This window comes from Streptomyces sp. GL_148 (assembly GCF_057834205.1).
Genome location: NZ_CM174396.1, coordinates 5,379,586 through 5,405,767 on the forward strand (window position 1 = coordinate 5,379,586; position 26,182 = coordinate 5,405,767).

Below are 26,182 nucleotides of genomic sequence, written 5' to 3' on the forward strand. Positions count from 1 at the left end.
GAACGTGTTCAACTACTGACAGCACTGACTGTAGACCCATTTTTGAACAGGTTCAAGCGAATGGCGCGGAGGTCCCGGAGGCGGTCTCGGAGGAGGGCTCGGAGGAGGGCTCGGTCAGCGTCCCGGGAGGGCCGCCTCGAAGAGGAAGGGCAGCAGCAACCGGGTGATCTCCTCCGGGCGTTCCAGGGAGGGGAGGTGGCCGGCCCAGGGCAGCTCGACGTGGACGGCGCCGGCTACGAGGGAGGGGAGCTCGGCGGGGACGTCGCGGAAGTCGGCGATGTCGTGCGCGCCGCCGACGGCGAGGACGGGGGCGGTGATGGCGGCCGGCTCGAAGGCGGGCTCGGGGAGCTCGTGGCCCTCGTCGGCGGCCAGGGCGGCGCCCCGCAGGTTCCCCAGCTGCATGGCCCGTACGAGGGCGTGTGCGGCCTCGTCGGCGTCCGGGCCGAGCCACTGGCGGGCGTTGAGCGCGGCCGCGCCCTCCAGGTCGCCGGCGTCCAGCAGGGCGGCCTCGGCGGCGTTGAAGGCGAGCAGTGCGGGGCCGCGCCGCTGCGCGGGCCGGGCGGGGCAGAGCAGCGCCAGCGCACTCACCAGCTCCGGACGCAGCGCGGCCAGCGTCAGCGCGACCCGCCCGCCGTAGGAGCTCCCGACGAACGCGGCCCGCCGGATGCCGAGGTGCTCCAGCAACTCCCGTACGTCTCCGTGGTCGCTGTACGGGGCTTCGGCGGCGGGGGACTCCCCGCAGGTCCGGAAGTCCGGCCGGACCACCCGGAACCCGGCGGCGAGCAGCGGCTGCCACTGCGGCTCCCACATCCGACGGTCGCACACGGAGGAGTGCAGCAGGATGACGGCCGGGGCATCGGCGGGACCGTCCACATCATGAGAAATGATCATCTGGTGATCTTCGGGGACCGGCCGCCGTTGCGCTACCCGATTCCCGCCCGGCCGGACTCACATGCTCAGCGCGCGCGCCTGGTTGAGCTGGCTCATGACCCACATGAACGTGCCCGGGTCCACCGCGGGGATCATCGTGGAGTGGTGGCGGCCGGCGCTGTTGACCGTGATCTGGATGTAGCCCGTCGTGCGGCGCTCCTTCATCAGGAGGAAGAACAGGCCGAGCAGGCAGAACAGGAAGAAGATGACGGCCAGCACGATCGCGTGCGCCGGGATCTTCTCCTCCGTCCGCGAGAAGTCCGTGGCGTTCCAGATCGCGCCGCGCAGCGGCATGTTGCCCGACGGGGTGATGATCTGGTCGCCGGCGATCGTGATGTCGCCCAGGGAGAGCCCGGCGGCCGGGTAGCCCATGGCCGGCATCGGCGGCATCTGGGCCGGAAGGCCCGCTCCGCCGATGGTCGGCTGGTAGGCCGGGGGCTGCGGGTAGGGCTGCGGGTAGCCGTAACTCGGGGTTCCCGGGCCCCACTTGTACTCATCGCCCTGGCCCGGGTCGTTCGCGTAAGGGTTCGGGTTCGGCTGCTGCTCACTCATGTGCCCGATGATTCCACAGCCTTCGGCGGGCCAGTAGGGCGATTGCCGGTACGCAGAAGGCCCCGTGCCCGGTGCGAACACCGGGCACGGGGCCCTCGTACGTCAAAAAATCAGAAGCGGCGGGTGATGAGGGCCCGCTTCACTTCCTGGATCGCCTTCGTGACCTCGATGCCTCGCGGGCACGCGTCGGTGCAGTTGAAGGTCGTGCGGCAACGCCACACGCCGTCCTTGTCGTTCAGGATCTCCAGGCGCTGCTCGCCGGCCTCGTCGCGCGAGTCGAAGATGAAGCGGTGCGCGTTGACGATCGCCGCCGGGCCGAAGTACTGGCCGTCGTTCCAGAACACCGGGCACGAGGAGGTGCAGGCGGCGCACAGGATGCACTTGGTGGTGTCGTCGAAGCGCTCGCGGTCCTCGGCGGACTGCAGGCGCTCGCGCGTCGGCTCGTTGCCCTTGGTGACCAGGAACGGCATGACGTCCCGGTACGCCTGGAAGAAGGGCTCCATGTCGACGACGAGGTCCTTCATCACCGTCAGGCCCTTGATGGCCTCGACCGTGATCGGCTTCTCCGGGTTGATGTCCTTGATCAGCGTCTTGCAGGCGAGCCTGTTCTTGCCGTTGATCCGCATCGCGTCGGAGCCGCAGATGCCGTGCGCGCACGAGCGACGGAAGGTCAGCGTGCCGTCGAGGTCCCACTTGATCTTGTGGAGACCGTCGAGCACGCGCTCCTTCGGGTCGATCTCGATCTGGAAGTCCTGCCAGGTCGACTCGTCCGAGATCTCCGGGTTGAACCGGCGGATCCGGAACGTGACCGTGATGAAGGGAGACGCGGCGGCCGCCGCCTCCATCTCGTCCGTCTTGCTGAGGGTCGGGGTGGCCATCAGTACTTACGCTCCATCGGCTGGTAGCGGGTGACGACGACCGGCTTGTAGTCCAGGCGGACCGAGTCCTGGCCGTTGTCGTCGACCTCGCGGTACGCCATGGTGTGGCGCATGAAGTTGACGTCGTCGCGGTTGGGGTAGTCCTCGCGGTAGTGACCGCCGCGGGACTCCTTGCGCGCCAGCGCGGACACGGCCATGACCTCGGCCAGGTCGAGCAGGTTGCCCAGCTCGATGGCTTCCAGCAGGTCCGTGTTGAAGCGCTTGCCCTTGTCCTGGACGGACACGTTCTTGTAGCGCGCGCGCAGCTCCGCGATCTTCTCGACCGCGGTCTTGATCGTCTGCTCGGTGCGGAACACCATCACGCAGGCGTCCATCGTCTCCTGGAGCTCCAGGCGCAGTTCCGCGACCCGCTCGTTGCCCGTGGAGGTGCGCAGCTGCTCGACCTGGTCGATGACCTGCTGCGCCGGGTTCTCGGGCAGCTCGACGTAGTCGTGGGCGTGGGCGTACGCGGCCGCCGCGATGCCCGAGCGCTTGCCGAAGACGTTGATGTCCAGCAGCGAGTTGGTGCCCAGGCGGTTCGCGCCGTGTACCGACACGCACGCGACCTCGCCGGCCGCGTACAGGCCCGGGACGACGGTGGTGTTGTCCATGAGGACCTCACCCTCGACGTTCGTCGGGATGCCGCCCATGGCGTAGTGCGCGGTGGGCTGGATCGGGATCGGGTCCGTGTACGGCTCGATGCCCAGGTACGTGCGCGCGAACTCGGTGATGTCCGGGAGCTTCGCGTCGAGCTGCTCCGGCGGCAGGTGCGTCAGGTCCAGGTACACGTGGTCACCGGCGGGACCGCAGCCGCGGCCCTCACGGATCTCGGTGTAGATGGAGCGCGAGACGACGTCACGGGACGCGAGGTCCTTCATGACCGGCGCGTACTTCTCCATGAAGCGCTCGCCGTCCTTGTTGCGCAGGATGCCGCCCTCACCGCGGGCGCCCTCCGTCAGCAGGATGCCCATGCGCCAGATGCCGGTCGGGTGGAACTGGAAGAACTCCATGTCCTCCAGCGGCAGGCCGCGGCGGTAGCAGGCCGCCTGGCCGTCACCCGTGAGGGTGTGCGCGTTGGAGGTCACCTTGAAGAACTTGCCGGTGCCGCCGGAGGCGTAGATGACGGACTTCGCCTGGAACACGTGGATCTCGCCGGTGGCGAGCTCGTACGCGACCACGCCGGCCGACTTCTTGACGCCGTCCTCCTCGACCAGGAGCTGGTCCAGGACGTAGAACTCGTTGAAGAACTCCACGCCCTCCTTGACGCAGTTCTGGTACAGCGTCTGGAGGATCATGTGGCCGGTGCGGTCCGCGGCGTAGCAGGACCGGCGGACCGGTGCCTCGCCGTGGTTGCGGGAGTGCCCGCCGAAGCGGCGCTGGTCGATGGTGCCGTCCGGGGTGCGGTTGAACGGCAGGCCCATCTTCTCGAGGTCGAGGACCGCGTCGATGGCCTCCTTCGCCAGGATCTCGGCGGCGTCCTGGTCGACCAGGTAGTCACCGCCCTTGACCGTGTCGAAGGTGTGCCACTCCCAGTTGTCGTCCTCCACGTTGGCGAGCGCGGCGGCCATGCCGCCCTGCGCGGCGCCCGTGTGGGAGCGGGTGGGGTAGAGCTTGGTCAGCACGGCGGTGCGGCTGCGCTTCGTCGATTCGATGGCGGCGCGCATGCCTGCGCCGCCCGCCCCGACGATGACGGTGTCGTACTTGTGGATCTTCATTGGTTACGCCTCAGCCCCGTTGCCTAGCGGATGTTCGGGTCGAAGGTGAAGATCACCAGCGTGCCCAGAAGAATGGTGAACACCGTGGCGGTGTAGAGCAGGCCCTTGAGCCACAGGCGCGTGTTGGCGCGCTCCGCGTAGTCGTTGATGACGGTACGCAGACCGTTCGCGCCGTGCAGCATCGCGAGCCACAGCATCAGCAGGTCCCAGCCCTGCCAGAACGGGGAGGCCCAGCGGCCGGCCACGAAGGCGAAGCCGATCTTGGACACTCCGCCGTCCAGCACGAGCTGGATCAGCAGGTGGCCGAGGACCAGGACGACGAGCACGATGCCCGAGAGGCGCATGAAGAGCCACGCGACCATCTCGAAGTTGCCGCGGGTCGAGCGCGGGGTCTTGCTGGTGCGCTTGCGCGGAGCCTCGATGTACGGCGCCGGGTTGTCGACGTCGTAGAGGGACACGCCCTCCACGTCACCGATGCCCTTTTCGAAAGAAGTGTCAGAGGACATGCGTGTCACTTCCCGAAGAGTTCGAGGTAAGCGTGCCCGAGGACGGGGTACAGGGCCCCGACCATCAGCACGACCCAGATGCCCACCACGGTCCAGAGCATCTGCTTCTGGTAGCGGGGGCCCTTGGACCAGAAGTCCACGGCGATGACACGGAGACCGTTGAGCGCGTGGAACAGGATTGCGGCGACGAGGCCGTACTCCAGCAGCGCGACGATCGGAGTCTTGTAGGTAGCCACGACATCGTCGTACGCCTCAGGTGAGACGCGGACGAGAGCGGTGTCGAGGACGTGTACGAACAGGAAGAAGAAAATGAGGACGCCGGTGACTCGATGAGCCACCCAGGACCACATTCCTTCCCGGCCGCGGTACAACGTTCCAGCCGGCACGGAAAACCCTCCGGAAGCGGGGCGGGGGCCAGCCGGCTTCTTTGTCGGTCGGGCCCGGCCGGGTACGGTCCTCCGGCCCCGGACATCGTAGCGACGCTTTGTCGGTTCCCTTGCGCGGGGGCCATCGGTGTGATCAAACAGGCACGGACGGACTATCCCACAGGGGCGAATAGCCCGAATTCGGCAGCAGATACCCCATCCGCCGAGGTCAGCCAGTGTGTCAGGTCGGCGAGTCGGACCTGCGCGACGCGACGGAGCTCGTCCGCGGAGATCGCGCGCTCCTCGTCCAGGTCCAGCTCCATCCGCCTGCGGATCGCGGCCAGCAGCTGGTCCGCCTGCTCCTCCGGGGTGGTCCCGTGGAGGCAGATCACGAAGGCGTGGCCGAAGGTCCGCTCGTACTCCCCGTGCGCCGCGTCGAGCGCGAGCAGCGCGGCGTACGCGGCCCCGTGCTCCAGCTCCGGCGGGAACTCACAGGCCAGCGCCTCGGAGAGGTCTGCCTGGGAGAGGTCGTACGAAGCTTCGTCCGCGGCGGCGAGTAGCGCGCCGAAGTCGGGGTAAGGGCGGTGGGCGGCCACCCGGTGGGCCCAGCGGCGGCTGCCGCAGCAGTGCAGCAGGGCGGAGTGGGCCGCTTCCGGGGACAGGGCGTTGAACCGTGCGAGCCCGGAGTCGTCGAAAGGGTCGCCGCCGTCGAAAGGGCCGAGGTCGTCGAAGGGGCCGGAGTCCTCGAAGGGGCCGACGTCGTCGAAGGGGCCGTGGAGGGGGTGGGAGCCGTGGGAAGGGTCGGAGCCTCCGCGGGCCTGTGCCGGAAGGTGGCTGGACAGCGGGGGGCTCCTCGTGGCGTGGCGCGGGTGTCCCGCCACGCTATCGACGTGGGGCCGGGTGTGTCGTACCCATTCGGGGATTTCACCCGGAAGTGAGCCGAAAGGATGACGAGAGCGCATGTCGGACCGCGTGCGGGGCCGCTCGGGGGGCTGCGCGCAGGCCCCGAGGGGGCCGGGGCATGATGGCCGTGGGGACGGCGGAGAAGGGGAGGGCGACCGAGGCCGCCACCCCCCACAGGAGAGGCCCCGGCCGCCATCCGTCACGGACTCGTGCGACAAGCCCGCACCCCTGTCAGCGTCTTCGGTGCGTTTTGTGTCACACCCCGCTCCGCGCAGGGATGGTTGCACGTTGTACAACTCGTGGACGAAGGTGCTTGAAAGCCGTAACGTGCTGATTTGCGCCACACAAACGGGACTGTGAACGGGTTGGGGATTTTGCTGGGGGACGACGCGGAGCTGACCACCGCGGTGCTCGCGGCACAAGACGGCGACGAGCTCGCGTTCCGTTCTGTGTACCGCGCCGTGCACCCGCGCCTGCTCGGATACGTCCGCACCCTCGTCGGAGACGGCGACGCGGAGGACGTCACCTCCGAAGCCTGGCTGCAGATCGCCCGCGACCTCGACTCCTTCACCGGCGACGCCGACCGCTTCCGCGGCTGGGCCGCCCGCATCGCCCGCAACCGCGCCCTCGACCACATCCGGATGCGCGGGCGCCGCCCTGCCGTCGGCGGGGACGAGACCGAGCTGACGGGCCACGCCGCCGAGTCCGACACCGCCGGCGAGGCCATGGAGTCCCTCTCCACCTGCCGCACCATGGAACTCATAGCCCAGCTCCCGCAGGACCAGGCCGAGGCCGTCGTCCTGCGGGTGGTCGTCGGCCTGGACGCCAAGAGCGCCGCCGAGACCCTGGGCAAGCGCCCCGGCGCGGTACGCACCGCCGCGCACCGGGGCCTGAAGAAGCTGGCCGAGCTGCTCCACGCCGAAGAGGACTTCGACCCGGAGTCCGGCCTCGAGTCCGGCCCCGAGTCCGCCGCCGGCTCCGCCGTGGGCGTCGGCTCCGGACGCCGGCGCGGCCTCGGCGATAATGACGGGAGTCGCGCACGGGGCGCCGGGGGCGGGCGGGACCTCGACGCCGTACCGGCGCAGCGGGCCCGCGCCGCGGGCCTCGTAGAACAAACCGGTGTGACGCATTCACGTTGGCGGACGCAGAAGGACATGTGATGGCCGACGAGCGCGACAGGTGGCTGGACAAAGCCGCGGCGGACAGACTGCTGCGCGGAGAACCGGCCGCACCTGGCGCCGAGCACCATGCCCGGTCCGAGCGGCTGCGCGCCGCCCTCGAAGCACTCGCCGAGCCGCCGCCCGCGGCCTCGGGCGGGCTGCCCGGGGAACTGCGCGGAGAAGCCGCCGCGGTCGCCGCGTTCCGCGCGCGCGGCTCCGTGCTCCAGGCGGAACTCCAGGCGCGGGCTCCGGGCGCCACGCTCTTCGGCCCCGCGGACACGGTGGTCGAGCTCCGCCCGCCCGCCGGCCCGGCCGGACACCGTTCCCGGCGCGGCCGGCCGGTCCGCTTCGCCCTCGCGGCCGCGGTGGCGAGCGTCGCCGTGGGCGGCCTGGCCGCCGCCGTGGGCACCGGACTGCTGGACCGGGACGCCCGGGACTCCGCCGGCGGGGTGCCGGCCGTCTCGGTGTCGGTCGACTCCTCCTCCGGGGCCTCGGCGGACGGCGGGTACGCGACACCCCTGGCGCCGCTGCGCAGCACCGCGCCGCAGGGCGGCGGGGGCCAGAGCGGCAGCCCGAGCCCGGGCACCACCCCGGGCACGGACGGACGTACGACGACGGGACCCGACGGCGTCGCCGGCGCGATCGGCGGCACCGGCTCGGAACCGTCCGCGAACGGGTCGACCGGCAGCAGGGACGGCCACGACCGGTCCCTCCAGGGCGGCACCGACGGCAGGACGGCCGAACCGGGCGACCGCGACCGGGACCGGGAGAGCCGCACCGGACCGGTGGAGCTGTGCCGGGACTACCGGTCGGGGCGGATCGACGAGGCCGGCCGCGAGAAGCTCGTGGGCCTGGCCAAGGGGCTGCTGCGGGTCCCGCGCTACTGCCAGCTGGTGCTCGACGTGGCCACCGGCGGGGGATCGGGCGCAGACGCGCCGGGCTCCCAGCCGGGCCCGGGCTCCTCCTCGGGGCCCCAGTCCCCGTCGCGCTCGCTGGAGCTGGCCCCGGCCGGGACGGCTCCGCCGAAGCTCCCGGACGCGGGCGATCAGCGCTGAGGACCGGGTACCGGACACTGGCCTGTAAACGGTGTGCGCCGCCGCTGTAACACTTTTCGAACCGACGGCGCAGTACATAACGAGCCGACTGGTCATCGGCCGCGCATGAGCCGGGGTTCCCCCCGTACCCCTGGGCTCTGCGCAACCGGCGCGGGCGGGATTCGTTCCCCCGATCCCGCCCGCGCCCTCAACTTCCGACCGTGGACGTCCGGACCGGACGTTCCTGCTCCCGGCCGCCCGCTCCCGGCCGCCGGCGGGTCACCAGTAGACGACGACCTTGTCGCCGACCTGCACCGCGTCGAACAGCGTCGCCAGCTTGGCCTTGTCCCGCACGTTCACACAGCCGTGCGAGGCGCCGGCGTATCCGCGGGCGGCGAAGTCGGCCGAGTAGTGCACGGCCTGGCCCCGGCTGAAGAACATCGAGTACGGCATCGGCGTGTGGTAGATCGTCGACGTCCAGTCCTTGGCCTTCCACTCCACCTTGAACTCGCCCTCGCGGGTCGGGGTGTTCTCCGAGCCGAAGCGCACGTCCAGCGTGGAGACGATCTTCCCGTCGATCATCCAGGAGAGGGTGCGGCTCTCCTTGCTGATGCACATCACCCGGCCCGTCATACAGCGCGCGTCGGGCGCGTCCGGCTCGTTGACGGTCGGCGGACGCAGCTCGGCTGCCGTCGGCTTCTTGGTGGCGTTCTGGATCTTCTTCCAGGTGGGCTCGTCCACACCGCCGGTGGCGGACAGGCCGTTCTTCGACTGGAAGGACTTGACCGCCGCGGTCGTCTTCGAACCGTAGAAACCGGTCGGAGCGACCGACATCAGCTTGAGCTGGCGCAGCCGGGCCTGCAGTTCGCGGACCAGCTCGCTGTCGTCGCCGTTCGCCATGATCTGCTTCACGGTCGGCGAGGGCGATGCGGAGGCGGAAGGCGACGCGGACGCGGACGGGGAGGCCGACGGCGAGGCGTCGCCCGGCTTGGCGTCCGTGGACGGCGAGGCGTCGGGAGAGGCGACCGCCGTGGGCGATGCGGGCGCGGAGGAACCGGAGCCCGTGGACTCCGTCTTCTGCGGCCCGCAGGCGGTCGCGGCAAGCGCGACGGCGGTGGCCAGGCCCAGTGCGCGGACTATTGCTTTCTGGCGGTGCATAGCGGTCCCCCGATTTCTGCGTGTGTATCTAGGTGATGCCACGTGGGCGTGGACAGTTGCAGGGACGGCCGCGATGTTGCGCCATTGTGACCAGCGGCCGCCGCGCGGCCGCCGCGGGGACGTTTTATCAGCCCCGAGCCCCTCGGATCCACGAAGGAGCGCGTCACATGGAGCGGCACACCGAGAGCGGGATCCCGATCGCGCCCGTCTACCGCCCGGGCGACCTCGCCGGCTGGGACCCCGCGACCGAACTGGGGGAGCCGGGGGAGTACCCGTACACCCGGGGCGTCTACCCGACGATGTACACCGCACGGCCCTGGACCATGCGCCAGTACGCCGGGTTCGGTACGGCCGCCGAATCCAACGCCCGCTACCGGCAGCTCATCGCGGGCGGCGCCGCCGGGCTGTCCGTGGCCTTCGACCTGCCCACCCAGATGGGTCACGACTCCGACGCCCCGCTCGCGCGCGGCGAGGTCGGGAAGGTGGGCGTCGCGATCGACTCGGTCGAGGACATGCGGGTGCTGTTCGACGGGATCCCGCTCGACCGGGTGTCCACGTCGATGACGATCAACGCGCCGGCCGCGCTGTTGCTCCTGCTCTACCAGCTGGTCGCCGAGGAGCAGGGGATCGAGCCCGGCCAACTGACCGGCACGGTCCAGAACGACGTGCTGAAGGAGTACATCGCACGGGGGACCTACATCTTCCCGCCCGGCGCCTCCCTGAGGTTGACGGCCGACGTCTTCCGCTACTGCCGGGCCGAGCTCCCCCGCTGGAACACCATCTCCATCTCCGGCTACCACATGGCCGAGGCCGGGGCCTCGCCCGCGCAGGAGATCGCCTTCACGCTGGCCGACGCGATCGCGTACGTACGCACCGCGCTGGCCGCCGGGATGGAGGTCGACGCCTTCGCGCCCCGGCTGTCGTTCTTCTTCGTCGCCCGCACCACCCTCCTGGAGGAGGTCGCGAAGTTCCGTGCGGCCCGCCGGATCTGGGCCCGCGTCATGCGCGAGGAGTTCGGGGCCCGGGACCCCAAGTCGCTGATGCTGCGCTTCCACACCCAGACCGCCGGGGTGCAGCTGACGGCGCAGCAGCCGGAGCTCAACCTGGTGCGCGTCGCCGTGCAGGGGCTGGCCGCCGTGCTGGGCGGCACCCAGTCGCTGCACACCAACTCCTTCGACGAGGCGATCGCGCTGCCCACCGAGAAGTCGGCTCGCCTCGCGCTGCGGACCCAGCAGGTGCTGGCGTACGAGACGGACGTGCCGCACACCGTCGACCCCTTCGCGGGGTCCTACGCGGTGGAGCGGATGACGGACGAGGTGGAGGCGGCGGCGCTCGACCTGATGGCGCGGGTCGAGGCGATGGGCGGGGCGGTGGCCGCGATCGAGGCGGGCTTCCAGAAGGAGGAGATCGAGCGGAACGCGTACCGGATCGCCCGGGAGACCGAGAGCGGCGAGCGGGTGGTGGTCGGGGTCAACCGCTTCGCGCTGGACGAGGAGGAGCCGTACGAGCCGCTGCGGGTGGATCCGGCGATCGAGGACCGGCAGCGGGCGGCGCTGGCCGCGCTGCGGGCGGGGCGCGACGGGGCGGCCGTGGACGAGGCGCTGGCGGCGCTCCGGGAGGCGGCGGCGGGCACGGAGAACGTGCTCTATCCGATGCGGGAGGCGCTGCGGGCCAGGGCCACGGTGGGGGAGGTCTGCGGGGCGCTGCGGGAGGTGTGGGGGACGTACGTGCCGGCTGATTCCGGCTGGTGACTGGTGGCTGATTTCCGGTTCGGTCCCGATCCGTGAAATCCCGATCTGTGAAATGCGCTGGCGCGACAGGTGTGTCCTCATGGGACACTCCTGCACATGCTGGGTGTCACAGATCTTCCGACGTATCTCGCCGGCCTGGTGCTGATCATTTTGCTGCCGGGGCCGAACTCGCTCTACGTGCTCTCCGTCGCCGCCCGCGGCGGCGTCCGCCAGGGGTATCGGGCCGCCGCCGGCGTGTTCACCGGAGACGCCCTGCTCATGACCCTGGCCGCGGTCGGCGCCGGGGCGCTGCTGCAGACCAGCCCGATCGTGTTCGGCGTCGTCAAACTGCTCGGCGCCGGATACCTGACCTGGCTCGCCATCGGCATGCTGCGGGGCGCGTGGACCATGTGGCGCGCCCGCCGCGAGCGCGCCGGAGCCGGCGAAGGCGCCCCGGAGGCAAGCGCGGCCGCCGCCGAGGTGAAGGCCGGCGACACGGAGCGGCCCTACCGGCGGGCGCTGCTGATCAGCGTGTTCAACCCGAAGGCCATCCTCTTCCTGATGTCCTTCTTCGTGCAGTTCGTGGACACGGCCTACGCCTACCCGGCGCTGTCCTTCCTGCTGCTGGGCGGTCTGATGCAGATCGGCAGCTTCCTCTACCTGACCACGCTGATCTTCGGCGGGAACCGTCTGGCCGCCGCCTTCCGGCGCCGCAAGCGGCTCGCCGCCGGGGCCAGCTCGGCGGCGGGCGTGCTGTTCCTGGGCTTCGCGGCGAAGCTCGCCGTGAGCTGATCCGATCCGATCCGGCCTCGCGGCGCCGGGCGCTGCGGGCGGGCCGGCCGCGGCTAGCCGATCGCGGCTAACCGACCGCCCTGCGCAGCAGCCGGGCCACCCGGCGGGCCGCGCGGCTGCGGGGCAGGAAGGACAGCTGCGCCGGGATGCCGCCGGGCAGGCCCAGGGTGGTCAGCCGGCCGCGGCTGAAGTAGCGCCAGGTGTCCGCGGTCAGGTGCGCGGTCAGCCAGCGCTCGGCCTCCGTGCGGCGTTCCGCGAGGATCTTGGGCTGCATGGTGAAGCCCACCGCCGTGACCAGGCCCGCCAGCTCGGCCGCCACCCGTTCGGGCCCCGGCGGGGTCCAGGAGCGTACGGCCGCGGGGTCCGCGAGGTCGGGCAGCAGGGCGTCGGCCAGCACGAGCGGGATCCGGTTGCTGTTCGGGTACGGGGACAGCCGCGCCAGTACGGCTCCCGTGCCGGTCCGGGCCACCGGGAGCCCGTACAGGGTGGCGGCGGTCAGCAGTCCCGTGGAGAAGCAGCCGACGACCAGGGCCGGGCGCAGCCGCTCGTAGAGGGTCTCGGCGAGCACCGGGGTGGTCAGCACGGTGAGCCGCACGCCGAGCCGCCCGGCCTCCTCCTCCGCCCGCCGGGAGTATGCGGCGGGGGCGCTGGGGTGCGGTTTGAAGACCATCTCGCGGTGGCCCAGCGCGTGCGCGCCGCGGACCATCTCCACGTGCAGTTGCTCCTCCTCCTCGGCCGGCACCAGGTCGAGGGCGGAGAGGTACTGGCCCAGCAGGAGCGCGGGGGCCCCGCAGTCCGCGCCGGGCGGCGCCGACGGCAGCTCCACCGGCGTCTGGACTGCCGCTTCGAGCTCGCCGATGACCTTGAGGAAGGCGGCGGCCGGGATCGCCTCGGCCCGTACGCCGAACTCGGTCAGCAGCAGCGGCTCCAGGCCCGGTACGAGGTCCAGGTGCAGCACCCGCCGTACGCGCATCCCGAGCCCGGGGTCGAGGCGGAAGCGGGTCGGACCGTAGCTCATCAGCCCGTCGGCGTAGACCTCCATGGCCGCCCCGGGGAAGATCCGGCACAGGCTCTGGGCGGGCGGCACCTGGAGCGATTCCACGATCAGCTCGATGCGGTCGGTGCCCAGGCTCCAGGAGGAGCGCAACTGCCGCTCCCACAGCGGGACGTCTTCGGGGCGCGGGCTCCAGGTGCTGGGGTGCTGCGGTGCGATGACGGCGTTCCAGTCGAGGACCTCGTCGAAACGGGTGCTCAGGGAGGCGAAGCCGGGTGCGGCGGTCAGGCCCGGGGTGATCTCGGCGGTGACGGAGTGGTTGCTGGTCAGCAGGATCCGGCGGCCGGCGGGCGGAAAGAGGTCCGCGTCGAGGGCGGCGGCGAGGGTGGCCGTGCCGTAGAGGGTGGAGGCCAGGAAGATCTGGGTGACGTTCACGCCGTCACCCCGGCGGGCGCGGCGGGGGTCGCGGAGGCGGAGCCGGCCGTGGCGCGCCGGCGGAGCCGGCGGAGCAGGGCCGCGCGGTCGGCGTCCATCGAGTCCAGGGTCTGGTCCAGGAGCTGTTGCGGCATTCTGCCGAGTGCGGCCGTGCTCATCGAGCGGAGTTTTCTGGCCACGGGTGGTTCGAACCTTTCGATGGACCCGACGTGGTGCGCGATAATTGCACAGTATGTTCGGACGGCCTTCGGGAGGAGGAGCTCGGATTCCCGGTCGGCGGCCGTTTCGGTCAGCACCTGATCGAATGCCCGAATGAAATCGAGCTGCCGCTCGTCGCCGATTTGTGTCAGCGAGGTCGCCACCCCGCGACGGTAGAAGATTCCGGGCAGGCCGACCGGGGCGAAGGACGCCGCCTCCCGGTGCAGCCGCCAGATCCACGGCCGGTCCTCCGCCGTCCGCAGGCCGTCCGTGAAGTGCAGCAGCCCGCGGTCCAGCAGCCGCCGGTGGTACATCCCCGCCCAGGCGTACGGGTAGTCCACCGAGGTCGCGCGGGAGACGGGCAGGATGCCGGTGCGCGGATCGGCCGCCACCGAATCCGGCCCGTAGGGGACGCGCTGGACGATGCGCGTCCTGCCCGTGCACTGGACGTGGTCGGTACGGACGAAATCGCATTTCAGGGCTTCGATGGCGGCCAGGGTCCGGGCCAGGTGGCCCGGCGCCAGCCAGTCGTCGCCGTCCAGGAAGGCGATGTACTCGCCGCGGGCCGCGTCCAGACCGGTGTTCCGCGCCGTCGCCAGGCCGCCGTTGCGCTCGTGTCTGAGGTGCACGGCGCCGGGCAGCTCGCGGGCCGCCCGCTCCAGGAGCGCGGGCGTTCCGTCCGTGGAGCGGTCGTCGACGAGCAGGAACTCGAAATCGTCCCGAGCGTTGAGTTCGAGGCTTTTCAGGGCATCCGGCGCATACGTCTGCACGTTGAAGAACGGCACGACAACAGAGAGCTTGAGCACTAGCGAGACATTAGGGCGCAGTTCGGCATTGACCGTGGCCCGGACGCGGATTCCATGTGAACGACGCACGGCGGGAGCGTTAACCCGCACGCTTTCGCATTGAGTCGACGGGTTGTTAACCCGCTGTTGTGCGTTCGTTGGGCCGATCACCGAAAAGCCGGAATAACTTCTGCCGGGTGCCAGCAAGCAACCGCGCCCTCCGTGTGGCCGTACTCGCCGATTCCGACACCCGCTGGAAATGGGGAGCGCTCACCGCGCGCCGTCTCGCCCCGCAGCCGGACTCCGTCCGCCTGACCGGATACCTGCTCCGCGGCCGGGCCACGCCCACCGCGCGCCAGCTCGGCGAGGTCGGGGTCACGGCGGACCGGCTCACCGAAGTCACCTGCGCGCAGTTCCTCGCCGAACTCTCCGCGCCGGAGCGGGAGCCGTACGACGTGATCGTCCTCGCCCTGGTCGGCGGCGCCGTCCAGGCCGTCCTGCACGGAGCCCGGGCCCTGTGGCCGGAGCCGGCCGCCCGGCCGGCGTTCGTCACCGGGTACGTCGGAGTCGTCTACGAGAAACTCGCCGACGGCCTGCTGCTGCGCCACGGGGCCGACCTGGTCCTCGCCAACTCCCGCCACGACGCGGAGCGGTTCCGCGCGGTCTACGAGGGGGTCGGCACGGATGCCGGGGCCGTCGTGGAGAGCGTCCTGCCCTTCCTCGCACCGGACGGCGGGCCGTCGTACGAGCCCGTGGGGACCACCGCCCACCGGGTGGTCTTCGCGGTCCAGCCGTCCGTGCCGGACACCCGGGCGGACCGCGCGTACCTGCTGCGCCGCGCCGCCGAACACGCCCGGCTGCACCCCGGGCGCGAGGTGCTGATCAAACTGCGCAGCCGGCCGGGGGAGCACACCACGCACCTGGAGGAGCTCCCGTACCAGCGCCTCGCGGAGCAGCTCCCCGGCGGCCTCCCCTCCAACTGCCGTCTGGTCTACGGGAACATGGGCGAGGTCCTGGACACCACGGACCTGCTCGTCACCGTCTCCTCCACGGCGGCCCTGGAGTCCCTCCACCGGGGCATCCCGACGGCCGTCCTGACCGACCTCGGCGTCCGCGAGGCCCTCGGCAACCACCACTTCCTGGGCTCCGGCTGCATGGCCTCCTGGACCCAGCTCGACGCGGGTCTGCTCCCGAAGGCCGACCCCGACTGGCTGGCGGCCCAGGGCGTGGGCAGCCCTGCAACCGGACGGCCCGGACCGGCCGGCGTGCACGACCCCTACGCCGCCGCGCGGGCCCGCCTCACGGAGCTGCTCGGCGCCGGCCCGCTCCCGGCCGTGGCGCCCTACTACACGCAGGACACCGCGCCGGGATACCTGCCCGGGATCCTGGCCCGACACCATCTCGGCCCCGACGGGCACCCCTTGCCCGGCGCCGCCGGGACCGACGCCGGGGGGTCCCGGCTGCGCCGCCGGCTCCGCGCCCACCTGCGCGAAGCCGCCCGCGGCGCCTACCGCCACGGCGTCCAGCGCGTCGCGCCGGTGATCCGCCGCCTGGGGGAGCTGTGAGCCCCCGCCCGGCCGGAGCCGCTGCGCCCGCCACCGCCGCCGGCGTCGCCACCGCCGGCGTCGCCACCGCCGGCGTCGCCGCAACCGCGGCCGTCGCCACTGCCACCGTCGCCACTGCCACTGCCACTGCCACCGTCGCCACGGCCTCTGCCGCCGCCACTGCCACCGCCCGTGAGGGCCGCGCCGTGCCCAGGGTGCTCGCCGTGATCCCCGCACGCGGGGGGTCCAAGGGCGTGCCCGGGAAGAACCTGGCCGACGTCGGCGGGATGCCGCTCGTGGTCCGGGCCGTCCGGGCCTGCCTGGGGGCCGCGACCGTCACCGACGTCCTCGTGTCCACCGACTCCGAGGCCATCGGCGACGCCGCCCGCGGGGCCGGGGCCGTGGTGCTGCGGCGCCCCGCCGGGATCTCCGGGGACACCGCCACCAGCGAGGCCGCCGTGCTGCACGCGCTCGACTCGTTCGAGGAACTGCACTCCGTCACCGTCGACGTGGTGCTCCTCGTCCAGTGCACCAGCCCCTTCGTCACCGCCTCCGACGTGGAGTCCGTCGCCGCCGCCGTCGCGTCCGGTGCAGCCGACTCCGCGCTCACCGCGGCCCCCTTCCACGGCTTCCTCTGGCGGGCGGCCCCCGACGGCTCCGGGACCGGGGTCAACCACGACACCTCGTACCGGCCCCGCCGCCAGGACCGCCCCCAGGACCTCCTGGAGACCGGCGCCGCCTACGCCATGGACGCCGCCGGCTTCCGGACCGCCCGCCACCGCTTCTTCGGGCGGACCGTCCCGGTCGCCACCGACCCCGCACGGGTGCTGGAGATCGACGATCCCCACGACCTGGCCCGCGCCCGCGCCCTCGTACCCGTACTCGCCCCCGTGGCCACACCGGCCGCACCCGCGCCCGTGTCCACCCCGCTCCACACCTCAGCTCACACCTCGGCCCGTACCTCGGTCCACATCCCAGCCCACACCCCCGTGCCCGCACCCGTGCCGGCACCCCCTCGTACACTCCACGCTCCGAAGGACAGCCCTGCCATGACGGTCACGCCCACCCCCCGCCTCCGGACCTTCGGCTCCCGCATCGCCGGCCCCGGCCACCCCGTCTACGTCGTCGGCGAGATCGGCATCAACCACAACGGCGAGCTCGGCAACGCCCTCGCCCTCATCGACGCCGCTGCCGAAGCCGGCTGCGACGCCGTGAAGTTCCAGAAGCGCACCCCCGAGATCTGCACCCCCCGCGACCAGTGGGACATCGAGCGCGACACCCCCTGGGGCCGGATGACCTACATCGACTACCGCCACCGCGTGGAGTTCGGCGAGAGCGAGTACCGCGCCATCGACGAGCACTGCGCCAAGCGCGGCATCGACTGGTTCGCCTCCCCGTGGGACACCGAGGCCGTCGCCTTCCTGGAGAAGTTCGACGTCCCCGCCCACAAGGTCGCCTCCGCCTCGCTGACCGACGACGAGCTGCTGCGCGCCCTGCGCGCCACCGGCCGCACCGTCGTCCTCTCCACCGGCATGTCCACCCCGCGGCAGATCCGGCACGCGGTGGAGGTGCTCGGCAGCGACAACATCCTGCTCTGCCACGCCACTTCGACGTACCCGGCCAAGGCCGAGGAGCTCAACCTGCGGGTGATCAACACCCTCCAGGAGGAGTACCCGAACGTCCCGATCGGCTACTCCGGCCACGAGACGGGCCTGCAGACCACCCTGGCCGCCGTCGCGCTGGGCGCCACCTTCGTCGAGCGCCACATCACCCTCGACCGCGCGATGTGGGGCTCCGACCAGGCCGCCTCCGTCGAGCCGGGCGGCCTGACCCGCCTGGTCCGCGACATCCGCACCATCGAGACCGCGCTCGGCGACGGCATCAAGCAGGTCTACGCGTCCGAGCTCGGCCCGATGAAGAAGCTCCGCCGCGTCCAGGGTGAGCTGGCCACGGCGTGAGCCTTCGTTCTGCTCCCTCTGACGAGGAGCACGTGTTGAATCCTCCCCCAGCCGAAGCAGGGGGATTCCTGGCTCACGCTGCTCGGTCGCTCAGCGAGCGACCGAGTCTTCCACGATCAACACCAGCCGGGTTGAAACCAGCCCGGGTATATGAAGTTTTGGCGGTTGCCGTGCTGGCTTGGCTCTCGCTCAGCACGTCGTACGCGCTTGGTTCTCGCAGCGCACGACACGCACGTTAGCGGGCGGTGTTTTGCCCTGGGGGCGAAACACCGATTCCTGCCCTGCCACACAAGAGTGCGATTCCACTCTGGCCAGAAGGCCGGATCATCCTCGGAGGCTCCAGGTGATTGCGCCCACCCCCACCCCCACCCCCACCCCCACCCCCACCCCGACCCTGGCCTTCGTCGAAAGCCCGGTCCAGCTCCTCAACGTCCTGGAGTGGGCGCACGCCCAAGGCGGCGGCCGGCTCCTGGGAGTCGTCCCGCGCCAGCCGGCCCGCGGCGGCGGGACCGGGCCGGTGCAGGCCGGGCCGGGCTCGACCGGGTCGGGTGCGGCCCCGGGACTACGGATCGTGGTGCTCCCGCCCACCGACCCCATGTCCCGGGGCCAGCTCCGCCGGATGGCGGGGCTGGCCCGGGACGAGGGGCACGAGGTGCGGTGGCAGGAGGCCCGCGGCGGCCGGTTCGCGCCGTTCAAGGCCTTCGCCGCGCTCGCGCGGGAGGTGCGGGCGGCCGAGCGGGTGGTGATAGGGGATCCGTTCTCCCGCTACGTGCAGCTCCTGCTCACCCTGGTCCGGGCCGAGGAGCTCGTCGTGGTCGACGACGGCACCGCGACCATGGAGTTCGTCGCCCAGACGGCCCGCGGCGAGCGCCTCGTGCGCTGGCACCGGGTCGGCGGCGGAGGGCTCCCGGCCCGGCTGCGCGAGCTGGCGTACGCGCCGGTGTCGGCGACGGCCCGGCGGCGGTTCACCCCGGGCACGGACGGCCGCCGCCGCGTCGAGGTGTTCAGCTCCATGCCGGTCACCGCGCACGGCGGGATGACCGTACGGCTCAACGACTTCGCGTGGACCCGGGCCCGCTTCGGCCCGCCCCGCCTCACCAAGGGCACCGACCTGGTGGGGACCTCGCTGGTGGAGACCGGCGTGGTCGACCCGGACCGCTACCTGGAGGCGGTGCGCGCCCTGACCCTGGAACACGGGGCCACCCGCTACTTCGCCCACCGCCGGGAATCCCCGGAGAAGCTGCGCGCCCTGAGCGAGGCGACCGGTCTGGAGATCGTACGTCCCGACCTGCCGCTGGAGCTGATCGCCAGGCGGGGCCCGGTCGGCCGTACGATCGTCAGCTTTCCCTCCACGGTCGTCCACACCCTGCCCTACGCGCTGATCGGCACCGGCGTGACCGTGGCCGTATGCGATGTCGATCGGAGCTGGCTCACCCCGTCGGCCTCGGAGCGGGCCCGCGGTTTCCTCGCCGGAGTCACCGACACCGCCCGTGATGTGCACAGACTTCCTGCTCAGACGGCTTCGGCGGCCGGATGAGTGCATGAGTGAGCGCGCGAGTCTACCCGCGCCTTCATCCGGTCATGCGTCCAGAGGCCGGGTTTCTTTCCCCTAACGGCATGAACTTTTGGTGATCTCCAGCCAGTTGACCCATGGGTGGGCCTACCCTTAAACGGGTGAACCAGTTGATGTCCCGCGAGTCCCAGACCGCCCAGCCCGCCGCGCCCGGCCGGCCCGAGCTGCCCGGCAAGCTTCCGGACCACCTGCGTGCCGAACTGATCGCCTTCCGCCGGGACTTGCACATGCATCCCGAGCTAGGACACCAGGAGTTCCGCACCACGGCGGCGATCAAGGCCCGGCTGGAGAAAGCGGGCCTGCGCCCCAGGGTGCTGAAGTCGGGCACCGGGCTCATCTGTGACGTGGGCACCTGGGACGGAGTACGGCCGATGCTGGCCCTGCGCGCGGACATCGACGCCCTGCCCATCCCGGATGCCAAGACGCACGTCTCGTACCGCTCGACCGTCCCGGACCGCGCCCACGCCTGCGGCCACGACGTGCACACCACCGTCGTGCTGGGCGCCGGTCTCGTCCTCGCCGAGCTCGACCGGCGCGGCGAGCTGCCCCGCCCGGTGCGGCTGCTCTTCCAGCCCGCCGAGGAGGTGCTGCCCGGCGGCGCCACCGAGGCCATCGACTCCGGGGTGCTGGACGGCGTGGGCAAGATCATCGCCCTGCACTGCGACCCCCGGGTCGACGCCGGCCGCATCGGCCTGCGCGCCGGGCCCATCACCTCGGCCTGCGACCGGCTGGAGGTCACCCTCGACGGGCCCGGCGGGCACACCGCCCGTCCGCACCTGACCACCGACCTGGTGACGGCGGCCGCCCGGCTCGCCCTCGACCTGCCGGCCCTACTGACCAAGCGGATGGACGCCCGCTCGGGCATGTCGGTCACCTGGGGCCGGATCGAGGCCGGGCACGCCTGCAACGTGATCCCGATGCACGCGGAACTGTCCGGAACCGTTCGGTGCCTGGACCTGGCCTCCTGGCACGAGGCCCCCGACCAGATCCACGCGATCATCGACGAGATCGCCTCGATGCACCGCGCCAAGTCGGAGATCACCTACGTGCGCGGAGTCCCCCCGGTCGTCAACGACCCGGTGGTCACCGAACTGCTGCGCGAGGCGATGGGCGCCCGGTGCGGGGCCGACTCGGTCGAGGACACCGAGCAGAGCCTGGGCGGCGAGGACTTCTCCTGGTACCTGGAGCACGTCCCCGGAGCCATGGCGCGCCTGGGCGTCCGTACGCCCGGGGACACGGCGAAGCGGGACTTGCACCGGGGCGATTTCGACGTGGACGAGGCCGCGATCGGGGTCGGCGTGGAGTTCTTCACGGCTGCGGTGCTGCTCGACGGCCGGGCGCTCGACGGGCGACGAGCCAGGCTCGCGGGGGCAGCCGGGTAGAAGTTCTTACAACATCGGCGGTTGATCCGGCGGACGCGTCCGGCCCTTGGTACACATGGGCTGGATGCGTCGGCAGTTACTGTTCGGTCACTGTCTGGTTCACGACGATCCGATAACGACTCATGAACGGGCCTTTAACTGACATCTACGCGCGTTACGATCTCGGCGAAACCAGCGCCGGTCGTGGCGCTTCGGTCAGGTTTTGAAGGAGCCTCCCCTTGCGCCGGATCACCAGGATCGCCACCGTGGGCATCGCGTCCGCAGCGCTGGCCCTCTCGGCCACCGCCTGTGGCGGTAAGAAGTCCTCGGACTCGTCTTCCTCGTCCTCCTCCCCGGAGAAGTCCGCCGCCATCGCGTACGACATCGGTGGCCGCGGCGACCAGTCGTTCAACGATGCCGCCTACGCGGGTCTCTCGAAGGCGGAGAAGGACCTCCAGATCAAGGGCGCCGAGGCGGAGCCCACCGATGGAGAGGGCGAGGCCGACAAGGTCCAGCGCCTCACCGAGCTGGCCCGCAAGGGCAACAACCCGGTCATCGGCGTCGGCTTCGCCTACGCGCCGGCCATCAAGAAGGTCGCCGAGAAGTTCCCGGACACCACGTTCGGCATCATCGACGACACCTCGGTGACCGCGAAGAACATCGCCAACCTCGTCTTCAACGAGGAGCAGGGCTCCTACCTGGCCGGCGTCGCCGCCGCCAAGGCGTCCAAGACCGGCACGGTCGGCTTCATCGGCGGTGTCGAGGTTCCGCTGATCAAGAAGTTCGAGGCGGGCTTCGTCCAGGGCGTCAAGGACACCAACCCGAACGCCAAGGTGCTCACCCAGTACCTGACCCAGCCGCCGAACTTCGACGGCTTCGCCAAGCCCGACCTGGGCAAGGCCGCGGCCGAGGGCCAGCTCGACAAGGGCGCCGACGTCATCTACTCGGCGGCCGGTCTGGCCGGCTCCGGCGCCATCGAGGCCGCCTCCGCCAAGGGCAAGTGGTCCATCGGCGTCGACTCGGACCAGTACAACCAGGCCGGTCTGTCGAAGTACAAGGAATTCATCCTGACCTCGGTCACCAAGGATGTCGCGGACTCCGTCTACAACCTGATCAAGTCGGTCAAGGACGGCAAGCCCGAGTCCGGCGAGGTCCGCTACGGCCTGGACAAGGACGGCGTCGGCCTGGCCGACTCCAACCCGAAGTACAAGGAGATGACTGACGTCGTCGCCGCGGTCGAGAAGGCCAAGGCCGACATCATCGCCAAGAAGATCGAGGTCAAGACCGCGCCGTAAGGCCCGGTCCGACCTGCTGCACACGTGATACCCGGGGTCCGGGAAGCGGTCTCATCGCTCCCGGGCCCCGGCCCGTGTCACGTGGTTTCATGTGATCTTGTGGCCGGTTGGCCGCAAGTTTTCACTTTCGACAGTGCTACGCGCGTAGAAACATCGTGGACGCGATACTTTCTCCCCCCGCCCTGTCCCCTCCCTGCCTTCAGCTCCTTCCGCGCCAAGGAGAGTGCGTCATCAACGCGTCCAGCCCGCCCCCCGCCGTAGAACTGCACGGCATCACCAAGCGCTTCCCCGGCGTCGTCGCCAACAAGGACATCGCGATCACCGTCCGCAAGGGCACGGTCCACGCCCTCGTCGGCGAGAACGGCGCCGGCAAGTCGACGCTGATGAAGATCCTCTACGGCATGCAGAAGCCGGACGAGGGCACCATCGCCATCGACGGGGAGCAGGTCTCCTTCAGCAGCCCCGGCGATGCCATCGCCCGCGGCATCGGCATGGTGCACCAGCACTTCATGCTCGCCGACAACCTCACCGTCCTGGAGAACGTGGTCCTCGGCGGCGAGAAGCTCTACGGCATCGGCGCGAAGGCCCGCAAGAAGATCAGGGAGATCTCGGACGCCTACGGCCTCGGCGTACGTCCCGACGCCCTGGTCGAGGACCTCGGTGTCGCCGACCGCCAGCGCGTGGAGATCCTCAAGGTCCTCTACCGCGGTGCGAAGATCCTCATCCTCGACGAGCCGACGGCCGTGCTCGTGCCGCAGGAGGTCGACGCGCTCTTCGACAACCTGCGCGAGCTCAAGTCCGAGGGCCTGACCGTCATCTTCATCTCGCACAAGCTGGGCGAGGTCCTGAAGGTCGCCGACGACATCACCGTCATCCGGCGCGGCACCACGGTCGGCACCGCCGACCCCCGCACCACCACGACCAAGCAGCTCGCCGAGCTGATGGTCGGCTCCGAGCTCCCGTCCCCGGAGACCCGCGAGTCCACGGTGACCACCACCCCGATGCTCCAGGTCCAGCGCCTGACCGTCGCCGAGGGCGGCGCGCCCGTCGTCACGGAGGACACCGCGCGCACGCCCGGCCTGTCGGACGCCAACCTGCGCGAGGCCCCGGTCGCCGGACGCCTGCTGCTCGACGGGATCAGCTTCACGATCCACAAGGGCGAGATCCTCGGCATCGCGGGCGTCGAGGGCAACGGCCAGACCGAGCTCATCGAGGCCCTCATGGGCATGATGACCCCCGACGCGGGCGTCATCACCCTCGACGGCAAGGACATCACCAAGTCCCCGGTGCGCAAGCGCCGCGAGGGCGGCATCGGCTACATCCCCGAGGACCGCCACCGGCACGGTCTGCTGCTGGAGTCCTCCCTCTGGGAGAACCGCATCCTCGGCCACGTCACCGAAGCCCCCAACTCCAAGCGCGGCATCATCGACCCGAAGGCCGCCCGCAAGGACACCGAGCGGATCGTGCGCGAGTACGACGTCCGTACGCCCGGCATCGAGGTCACCGCGGCCTCGCTCTCCGGCGGCAACCAGCAGAAGCTGATCGTCGGCCGCGAGATGAGCCACAACCCGAAGTTCCTCATCGCCGCCCACCCCACCCGCGGTGTGGACGTCGGCGCGCAGGCGCAGATCTGGGACGCGATCCGCGAGGCCCGCCGCGAAGGCCTGGCGGTCCTGCTGATCTCCGCAGACCTGGACGAGCTCATCGGCCTGTCCGACACCCTGCGCGTCATCTACCGCGGCCGCCTGGTCGCGGACGCCGACCCCGCGACCGTGACCCCCGAGGAACTCGGCACCGCCATGACGGGCGCCGCCTCCGGGCACCTGGAAGCCACCGACAACAACTCCGCCGCCGGCACGGATGCCCGTACCGACTCCCCGGAGGACGAGGCCCGATGAAGAAACTCGACAAGGACCGGCTGCTCCTCGGCTTCGCCGGGCCCGCGCTCGCACTGGTCACCGCCTTCCTGCTGACCATGATCGTGCTGGCGGCGACGGGTGTGGACCCGATCGAACCGCTGCGGCTCATGGTGGAGAACGCGGGCTACGAGGACGTCCAGGTCCTCATCGTCAACCAGGCCGGTACGTACTACCTGGCGGCCCTGGCCGTGGCCATCGGCTTCCGGATGAACCTCTTCAACATCGGCGTCGACGGCCAGTACCGGCTCGCGGCGATGGTGTCGGCGGTCGTCGGCGCGGCGGTCTCGCTGCCCGGCCCGCTGCACATCCTGCTGATCGTGGTCGTCGCCATGCTGGTCGGCGCCTTCTGGGCCGGTATCGCGGGCGTCCTGAAGGCCAAGCGCGGAGTCAGCGAGGTCGTCTCCACGATCATGCTGAACGCGATCGCCACCAGCCTGATCGCCTGGCTGATCCTGCCGAAGAACCTCGGCGTCCAGCCGAAGGGCTCGAACGACCTGACCACCGGTGAGATCGCCAAGTCGGGCTGGTTCCCGGCCGTCTCCCTCGGGGACGGCCTGGAGATCTACGGCTTCACCTTCCTGGCCTTCGCGCTGGGCATCGTCTACTGGTTCGTGCTGGGCCGCACCCGCTTCGGCTTCGACCTGCGCGCCACCGGCGCCAGCGAGTCCGCCGCGCAGGCATCCGGTGTGGACGCCAAGAAGATGATCGTCACCTCGATGCTCATCTCCGGCGCCGTCGCCGGTCTCGCCGGCATGTCGGTGCTGCTGGGTGAGAGCCACACGTACAGCCTGTCCTTCCCGGTCGGTGTCGGCTTCACCGGCATCACCATCGCGCTGCTCGGCCGCAACCACCCGGTCGGCATCTTCTTCGCCGCGTTCCTGATGGCCTTCATCGACAAGGCCTCGGCCTCGCTCGACACGGCCGGGTACGCGAAGGAGATCGGCACGATCATGAAGGGTCTGATCGTGATCGCGGTCGTCGTCTCCTACGAGCTCGTCCGCCGTTACGGCATCCGCCGCCAGCAGCAGAAGGTCGGCGAGGAACTGGCCGCAGGCCACGCCATCAAGACCGAGAAGGAGGTCTCGGCGTGAGCACCAGCACCGTTTCCGCGACCAGCGCCGCGCCCAAGAAGCAGGGCGGCCGCACCAAGCTCACCCTCCCGTGGATCATGCTGATCATCGCGGGCGGCCTCGCGCTCATCTCGCTGGTCCGCGTGATCAGCGGCGCGAACGACCTGACCTCCATCGGCCAGGTCTCCGGAGCGCTCTCCCTCGCCGTGCCGATCGGCCTCGCCGGACTCGGCGGCCTGTGGGCCGAGCGCGCGGGCGTCGTCAACATCGGCCTCGAAGGCATGATGATCCTCGGCACCTGGTTCGGCGCCTGGGCCGGCTACCAGTGGGGCCCGTGGACCGGCGTCATCGCCGGCCTGATCGGCGGCGCCATCGGCGGCCTGCTGCACGCGATCATCACGGTCACCTTCAACGTGAACCACATCGTCTCCGGTGTGGCCGTCAACATCCTGGCGCTGGGCTTCACCCAGTACCTGTCGAACTTCACGTTCGCCGAGGCGCCCGGCGGCTCCTCCAAGCAGTCCCCGCGCGTCGAGCCGATCTACGAGATCACCGTGCCGGGGTTGTCGGACTGGATGGTGACCCTCCAGGGCAAGCACTGGTTCTTCATCTCGGACCTCGCGGGCGTGGTCGGCGGCCTGGTCACCGGCCTGTCGCTGCTGACCGTCGTCGCGCTGCTGCTGATCCCCGGCACCTGGTGGGTGCTGTGGCGCACCACCTTCGGCCTGCGGCTGCGCTCCTGCGGCGAGAACCCCGTCGCCGCCGAGTCCCTCGGCGTCAACGTCTACAAGTACAAGTACATCGCCGTGATCGTCTCGGGCGCCCTCGCGGGCCTGGGCGGCGCGTTCCTGTCGATCGTGGCCAGCCCGATCTACCAGGAGGGCCAGACCGGCGGCCGCGGGTACATCGGCCTCGCCGCGATGATCTTCGGCAACTGGATGCCGGGCGGCATGGCGCTGGGCGCCGGCCTGTTCGGCTTCACCGACAGCCTCAAGCTGCGCGGCGGCGCCGAGAACGTCCACGCGATGCTGCTGCTCATCGCGATCCTGCTCGTCCTGGTCTTCGCCTGGCAGCTCTACAAGAAGCGCTACGTCCCGGCCGGCATCTCGGCGGTCTTCGCCGTGCTGCTGTTCCTCTGGTACGCGCTCACGGACCAGGTGCCCAGCCAGTTCGTGGACGCCGCCCCGTACCTGACCACGCTGCTGGTGCTCGCGCTGTCCGCGCAACGCCTGCGGATGCCCAAGGCGGACGGCATGCCGTACCGCAAGGGCCAGGGCAAGTGACGGCC

Annotated in this window: 22 protein-coding genes and 1 pseudogene; 13 read left to right on the forward strand and 10 right to left on the reverse strand. The window is 70.9% G+C overall.

Annotated elements, in window-relative coordinates:
* Positions 1 to 114 precede the first annotated feature (114 nt).
* The 7 genes from AC3IYI_RS24935 to AC3IYI_RS24965 all read right to left on the reverse strand — a co-directional run bounded on the left by AC3IYI_RS24935 (position 115) and on the right by AC3IYI_RS24965 (position 5,866).
* Complete coding sequence (locus AC3IYI_RS24935) at positions 115 to 891, reverse strand: alpha/beta fold hydrolase (protein ID WP_489405831.1); 777 nt, start codon at positions 889 to 891, stop codon at positions 115 to 117.
* 57 nt (positions 892 to 948) lie between these two features.
* Positions 949 to 1,482, reverse strand: coding sequence for a hypothetical protein (locus AC3IYI_RS24940; protein ID WP_489405832.1), 534 nt, complete (start codon positions 1,480 to 1,482; stop codon positions 949 to 951).
* A 110-nt stretch (positions 1,483 to 1,592) separates the two neighbouring features.
* Positions 1,593 to 2,360, reverse strand: a complete 768-nt coding sequence (locus tag AC3IYI_RS24945) for a succinate dehydrogenase iron-sulfur subunit (protein ID WP_469684189.1) — start codon at positions 2,358 to 2,360, stop codon at positions 1,593 to 1,595.
* Positions 2,360 to 4,114 (reverse strand): succinate dehydrogenase flavoprotein subunit, encoded by a 1,755-nt coding sequence (gene sdhA, locus AC3IYI_RS24950; RefSeq protein ID WP_489405833.1) that lies wholly within the window; start codon positions 4,112 to 4,114, stop codon positions 2,360 to 2,362. Before sdhA ends, AC3IYI_RS24945 begins: the two co-directional genes overlap by 1 nt.
* A 23-nt stretch (positions 4,115 to 4,137) precedes the next feature.
* Positions 4,138 to 4,620 carry a succinate dehydrogenase hydrophobic membrane anchor subunit gene (locus AC3IYI_RS24955; RefSeq protein ID WP_250744034.1) on the reverse strand — a complete coding sequence of 161 codons (483 nt, stop codon included), beginning with the start codon at positions 4,618 to 4,620 and terminating at the stop codon, positions 4,138 to 4,140.
* A 5-nt stretch (positions 4,621 to 4,625) separates the two neighbouring features.
* Positions 4,626 to 4,970: a succinate dehydrogenase, cytochrome b556 subunit gene (gene sdhC, locus AC3IYI_RS24960; RefSeq protein WP_243333848.1), complete on the reverse strand. Its 345-nt coding sequence runs from the start codon at positions 4,968 to 4,970 to the stop codon at positions 4,626 to 4,628.
* Positions 4,971 to 5,158: 188 nt separating this feature from the next.
* On the reverse strand, positions 5,159 to 5,866 hold the full coding sequence (locus AC3IYI_RS24965; protein WP_489405834.1) for a 2-oxo-4-hydroxy-4-carboxy-5-ureidoimidazoline decarboxylase: 708 nt from the start codon (positions 5,864 to 5,866) through the stop codon (positions 5,159 to 5,161).
* Positions 5,867 to 6,262: 396 nt separating this feature from the next.
* On the opposite strand from AC3IYI_RS24965, the gene AC3IYI_RS24970 reads away from it, so the two are divergent.
* Together AC3IYI_RS24970 and AC3IYI_RS24975 are read left to right on the forward strand one after the other, a co-directional pair.
* The gene (locus AC3IYI_RS24970; RefSeq protein ID WP_489411649.1) at positions 6,263 to 7,048 is read left to right on the forward strand and encodes an RNA polymerase sigma factor; all 786 of its coding nucleotides are present in this window, start codon (positions 6,263 to 6,265) and stop codon (positions 7,046 to 7,048) included.
* Positions 7,048 to 8,103 (forward strand): hypothetical protein, encoded by a 1,056-nt coding sequence (locus AC3IYI_RS24975; RefSeq protein ID WP_489405835.1) that lies wholly within the window; start codon positions 7,048 to 7,050, stop codon positions 8,101 to 8,103. The genes AC3IYI_RS24970 and AC3IYI_RS24975 overlap by 1 nt, the downstream gene beginning before the upstream one ends.
* 258 nt (positions 8,104 to 8,361) lie before the next feature.
* Here the strand turns inward: AC3IYI_RS24975 and AC3IYI_RS24980 are convergent, their stop codons facing one another.
* On the reverse strand, positions 8,362 to 9,240 hold the full coding sequence (locus tag AC3IYI_RS24980; RefSeq protein WP_489405836.1) for a L,D-transpeptidase family protein: 879 nt from the start codon (positions 9,238 to 9,240) through the stop codon (positions 8,362 to 8,364).
* Positions 9,241 to 9,407: 167 nt separating this feature from the next.
* On the opposite strand from AC3IYI_RS24980, the gene AC3IYI_RS24985 reads away from it, so the two are divergent.
* Both AC3IYI_RS24985 and leuE read left to right on the forward strand, forming a co-directional pair.
* Positions 9,408 to 10,991, forward strand: coding sequence for an acyl-CoA mutase large subunit family protein (locus AC3IYI_RS24985; RefSeq protein WP_489405837.1), 1,584 nt, complete (start codon positions 9,408 to 9,410; stop codon positions 10,989 to 10,991).
* 96 nt (positions 10,992 to 11,087) lie between these two features.
* Positions 11,088 to 11,762, forward strand: coding sequence for a leucine efflux protein LeuE (gene leuE, locus AC3IYI_RS24990; protein ID WP_489405838.1), 675 nt, complete (start codon positions 11,088 to 11,090; stop codon positions 11,760 to 11,762).
* A gap of 67 nt (positions 11,763 to 11,829) precedes the next feature.
* Here the strand turns inward: leuE and AC3IYI_RS24995 are convergent, their stop codons facing one another.
* Positions 11,830 to 13,191, reverse strand: coding sequence for a polysialyltransferase family glycosyltransferase (locus AC3IYI_RS24995; protein WP_489405839.1), 1,362 nt, complete (start codon positions 13,189 to 13,191; stop codon positions 11,830 to 11,832).
* Positions 13,188 to 14,195 (reverse strand): glycosyltransferase family 2 protein, encoded by a 1,008-nt coding sequence (locus AC3IYI_RS25000; RefSeq protein ID WP_489405840.1) that lies wholly within the window; start codon positions 14,193 to 14,195, stop codon positions 13,188 to 13,190. The genes AC3IYI_RS24995 and AC3IYI_RS25000 overlap by 4 nt, the downstream gene beginning before the upstream one ends.
* A gap of 176 nt (positions 14,196 to 14,371) precedes the next feature.
* Between AC3IYI_RS25000 and AC3IYI_RS25005 the strand changes: the two genes are divergently transcribed.
* The 9 genes and pseudogenes from AC3IYI_RS25005 to AC3IYI_RS25045 all read left to right on the forward strand — a co-directional run bounded on the left by AC3IYI_RS25005 (position 14,372) and on the right by AC3IYI_RS25045 (position 26,177).
* Positions 14,372 to 15,739, forward strand: a complete 1,368-nt coding sequence (locus AC3IYI_RS25005) for a DUF6716 putative glycosyltransferase (protein WP_489405841.1) — start codon at positions 14,372 to 14,374, stop codon at positions 15,737 to 15,739.
* Between the two features lie 233 nt (positions 15,740 to 15,972).
* Positions 15,973 to 16,248, forward strand: a pseudogene (locus AC3IYI_RS25010) (cytidylyltransferase domain-containing protein); the annotation flags it as partial.
* A gap of 519 nt (positions 16,249 to 16,767) precedes the next feature.
* Entirely contained in the window at positions 16,768 to 17,676 is a 909-nt protein-coding gene (locus AC3IYI_RS25015; protein WP_489411650.1) for an N-acetylneuraminate synthase family protein, read from the forward strand.
* Positions 17,677 to 18,019: 343 nt separating this feature from the next.
* A complete protein-coding gene (locus AC3IYI_RS25020; protein WP_489405842.1) occupies positions 18,020 to 19,213 on the forward strand; it encodes a hypothetical protein in 1,194 nt (397 codons plus the stop codon).
* A gap of 149 nt (positions 19,214 to 19,362) precedes the next feature.
* The gene (locus AC3IYI_RS25025; protein WP_489411651.1) at positions 19,363 to 20,631 is read left to right on the forward strand and encodes an amidohydrolase; all 1,269 of its coding nucleotides are present in this window, start codon (positions 19,363 to 19,365) and stop codon (positions 20,629 to 20,631) included.
* A 218-nt stretch (positions 20,632 to 20,849) separates the two neighbouring features.
* A complete protein-coding gene (locus tag AC3IYI_RS25030) occupies positions 20,850 to 21,905 on the forward strand; it encodes a BMP family lipoprotein (protein ID WP_489405843.1) in 1,056 nt (351 codons plus the stop codon).
* Between the two features lie 164 nt (positions 21,906 to 22,069).
* A complete protein-coding gene (locus AC3IYI_RS25035; protein ID WP_489411652.1) occupies positions 22,070 to 23,803 on the forward strand; it encodes an ABC transporter ATP-binding protein in 1,734 nt (577 codons plus the stop codon).
* Positions 23,800 to 24,915: an ABC transporter permease gene (locus AC3IYI_RS25040; protein ID WP_489405844.1), complete on the forward strand. Its 1,116-nt coding sequence runs from the start codon at positions 23,800 to 23,802 to the stop codon at positions 24,913 to 24,915. The genes AC3IYI_RS25035 and AC3IYI_RS25040 overlap by 4 nt, the downstream gene beginning before the upstream one ends.
* Complete coding sequence (locus AC3IYI_RS25045; protein WP_489405845.1) at positions 24,912 to 26,177, forward strand: ABC transporter permease; 1,266 nt, start codon at positions 24,912 to 24,914, stop codon at positions 26,175 to 26,177. Before AC3IYI_RS25040 ends, AC3IYI_RS25045 begins: the two co-directional genes overlap by 4 nt.
* Positions 26,178 to 26,182 lie beyond the last annotated feature (5 nt).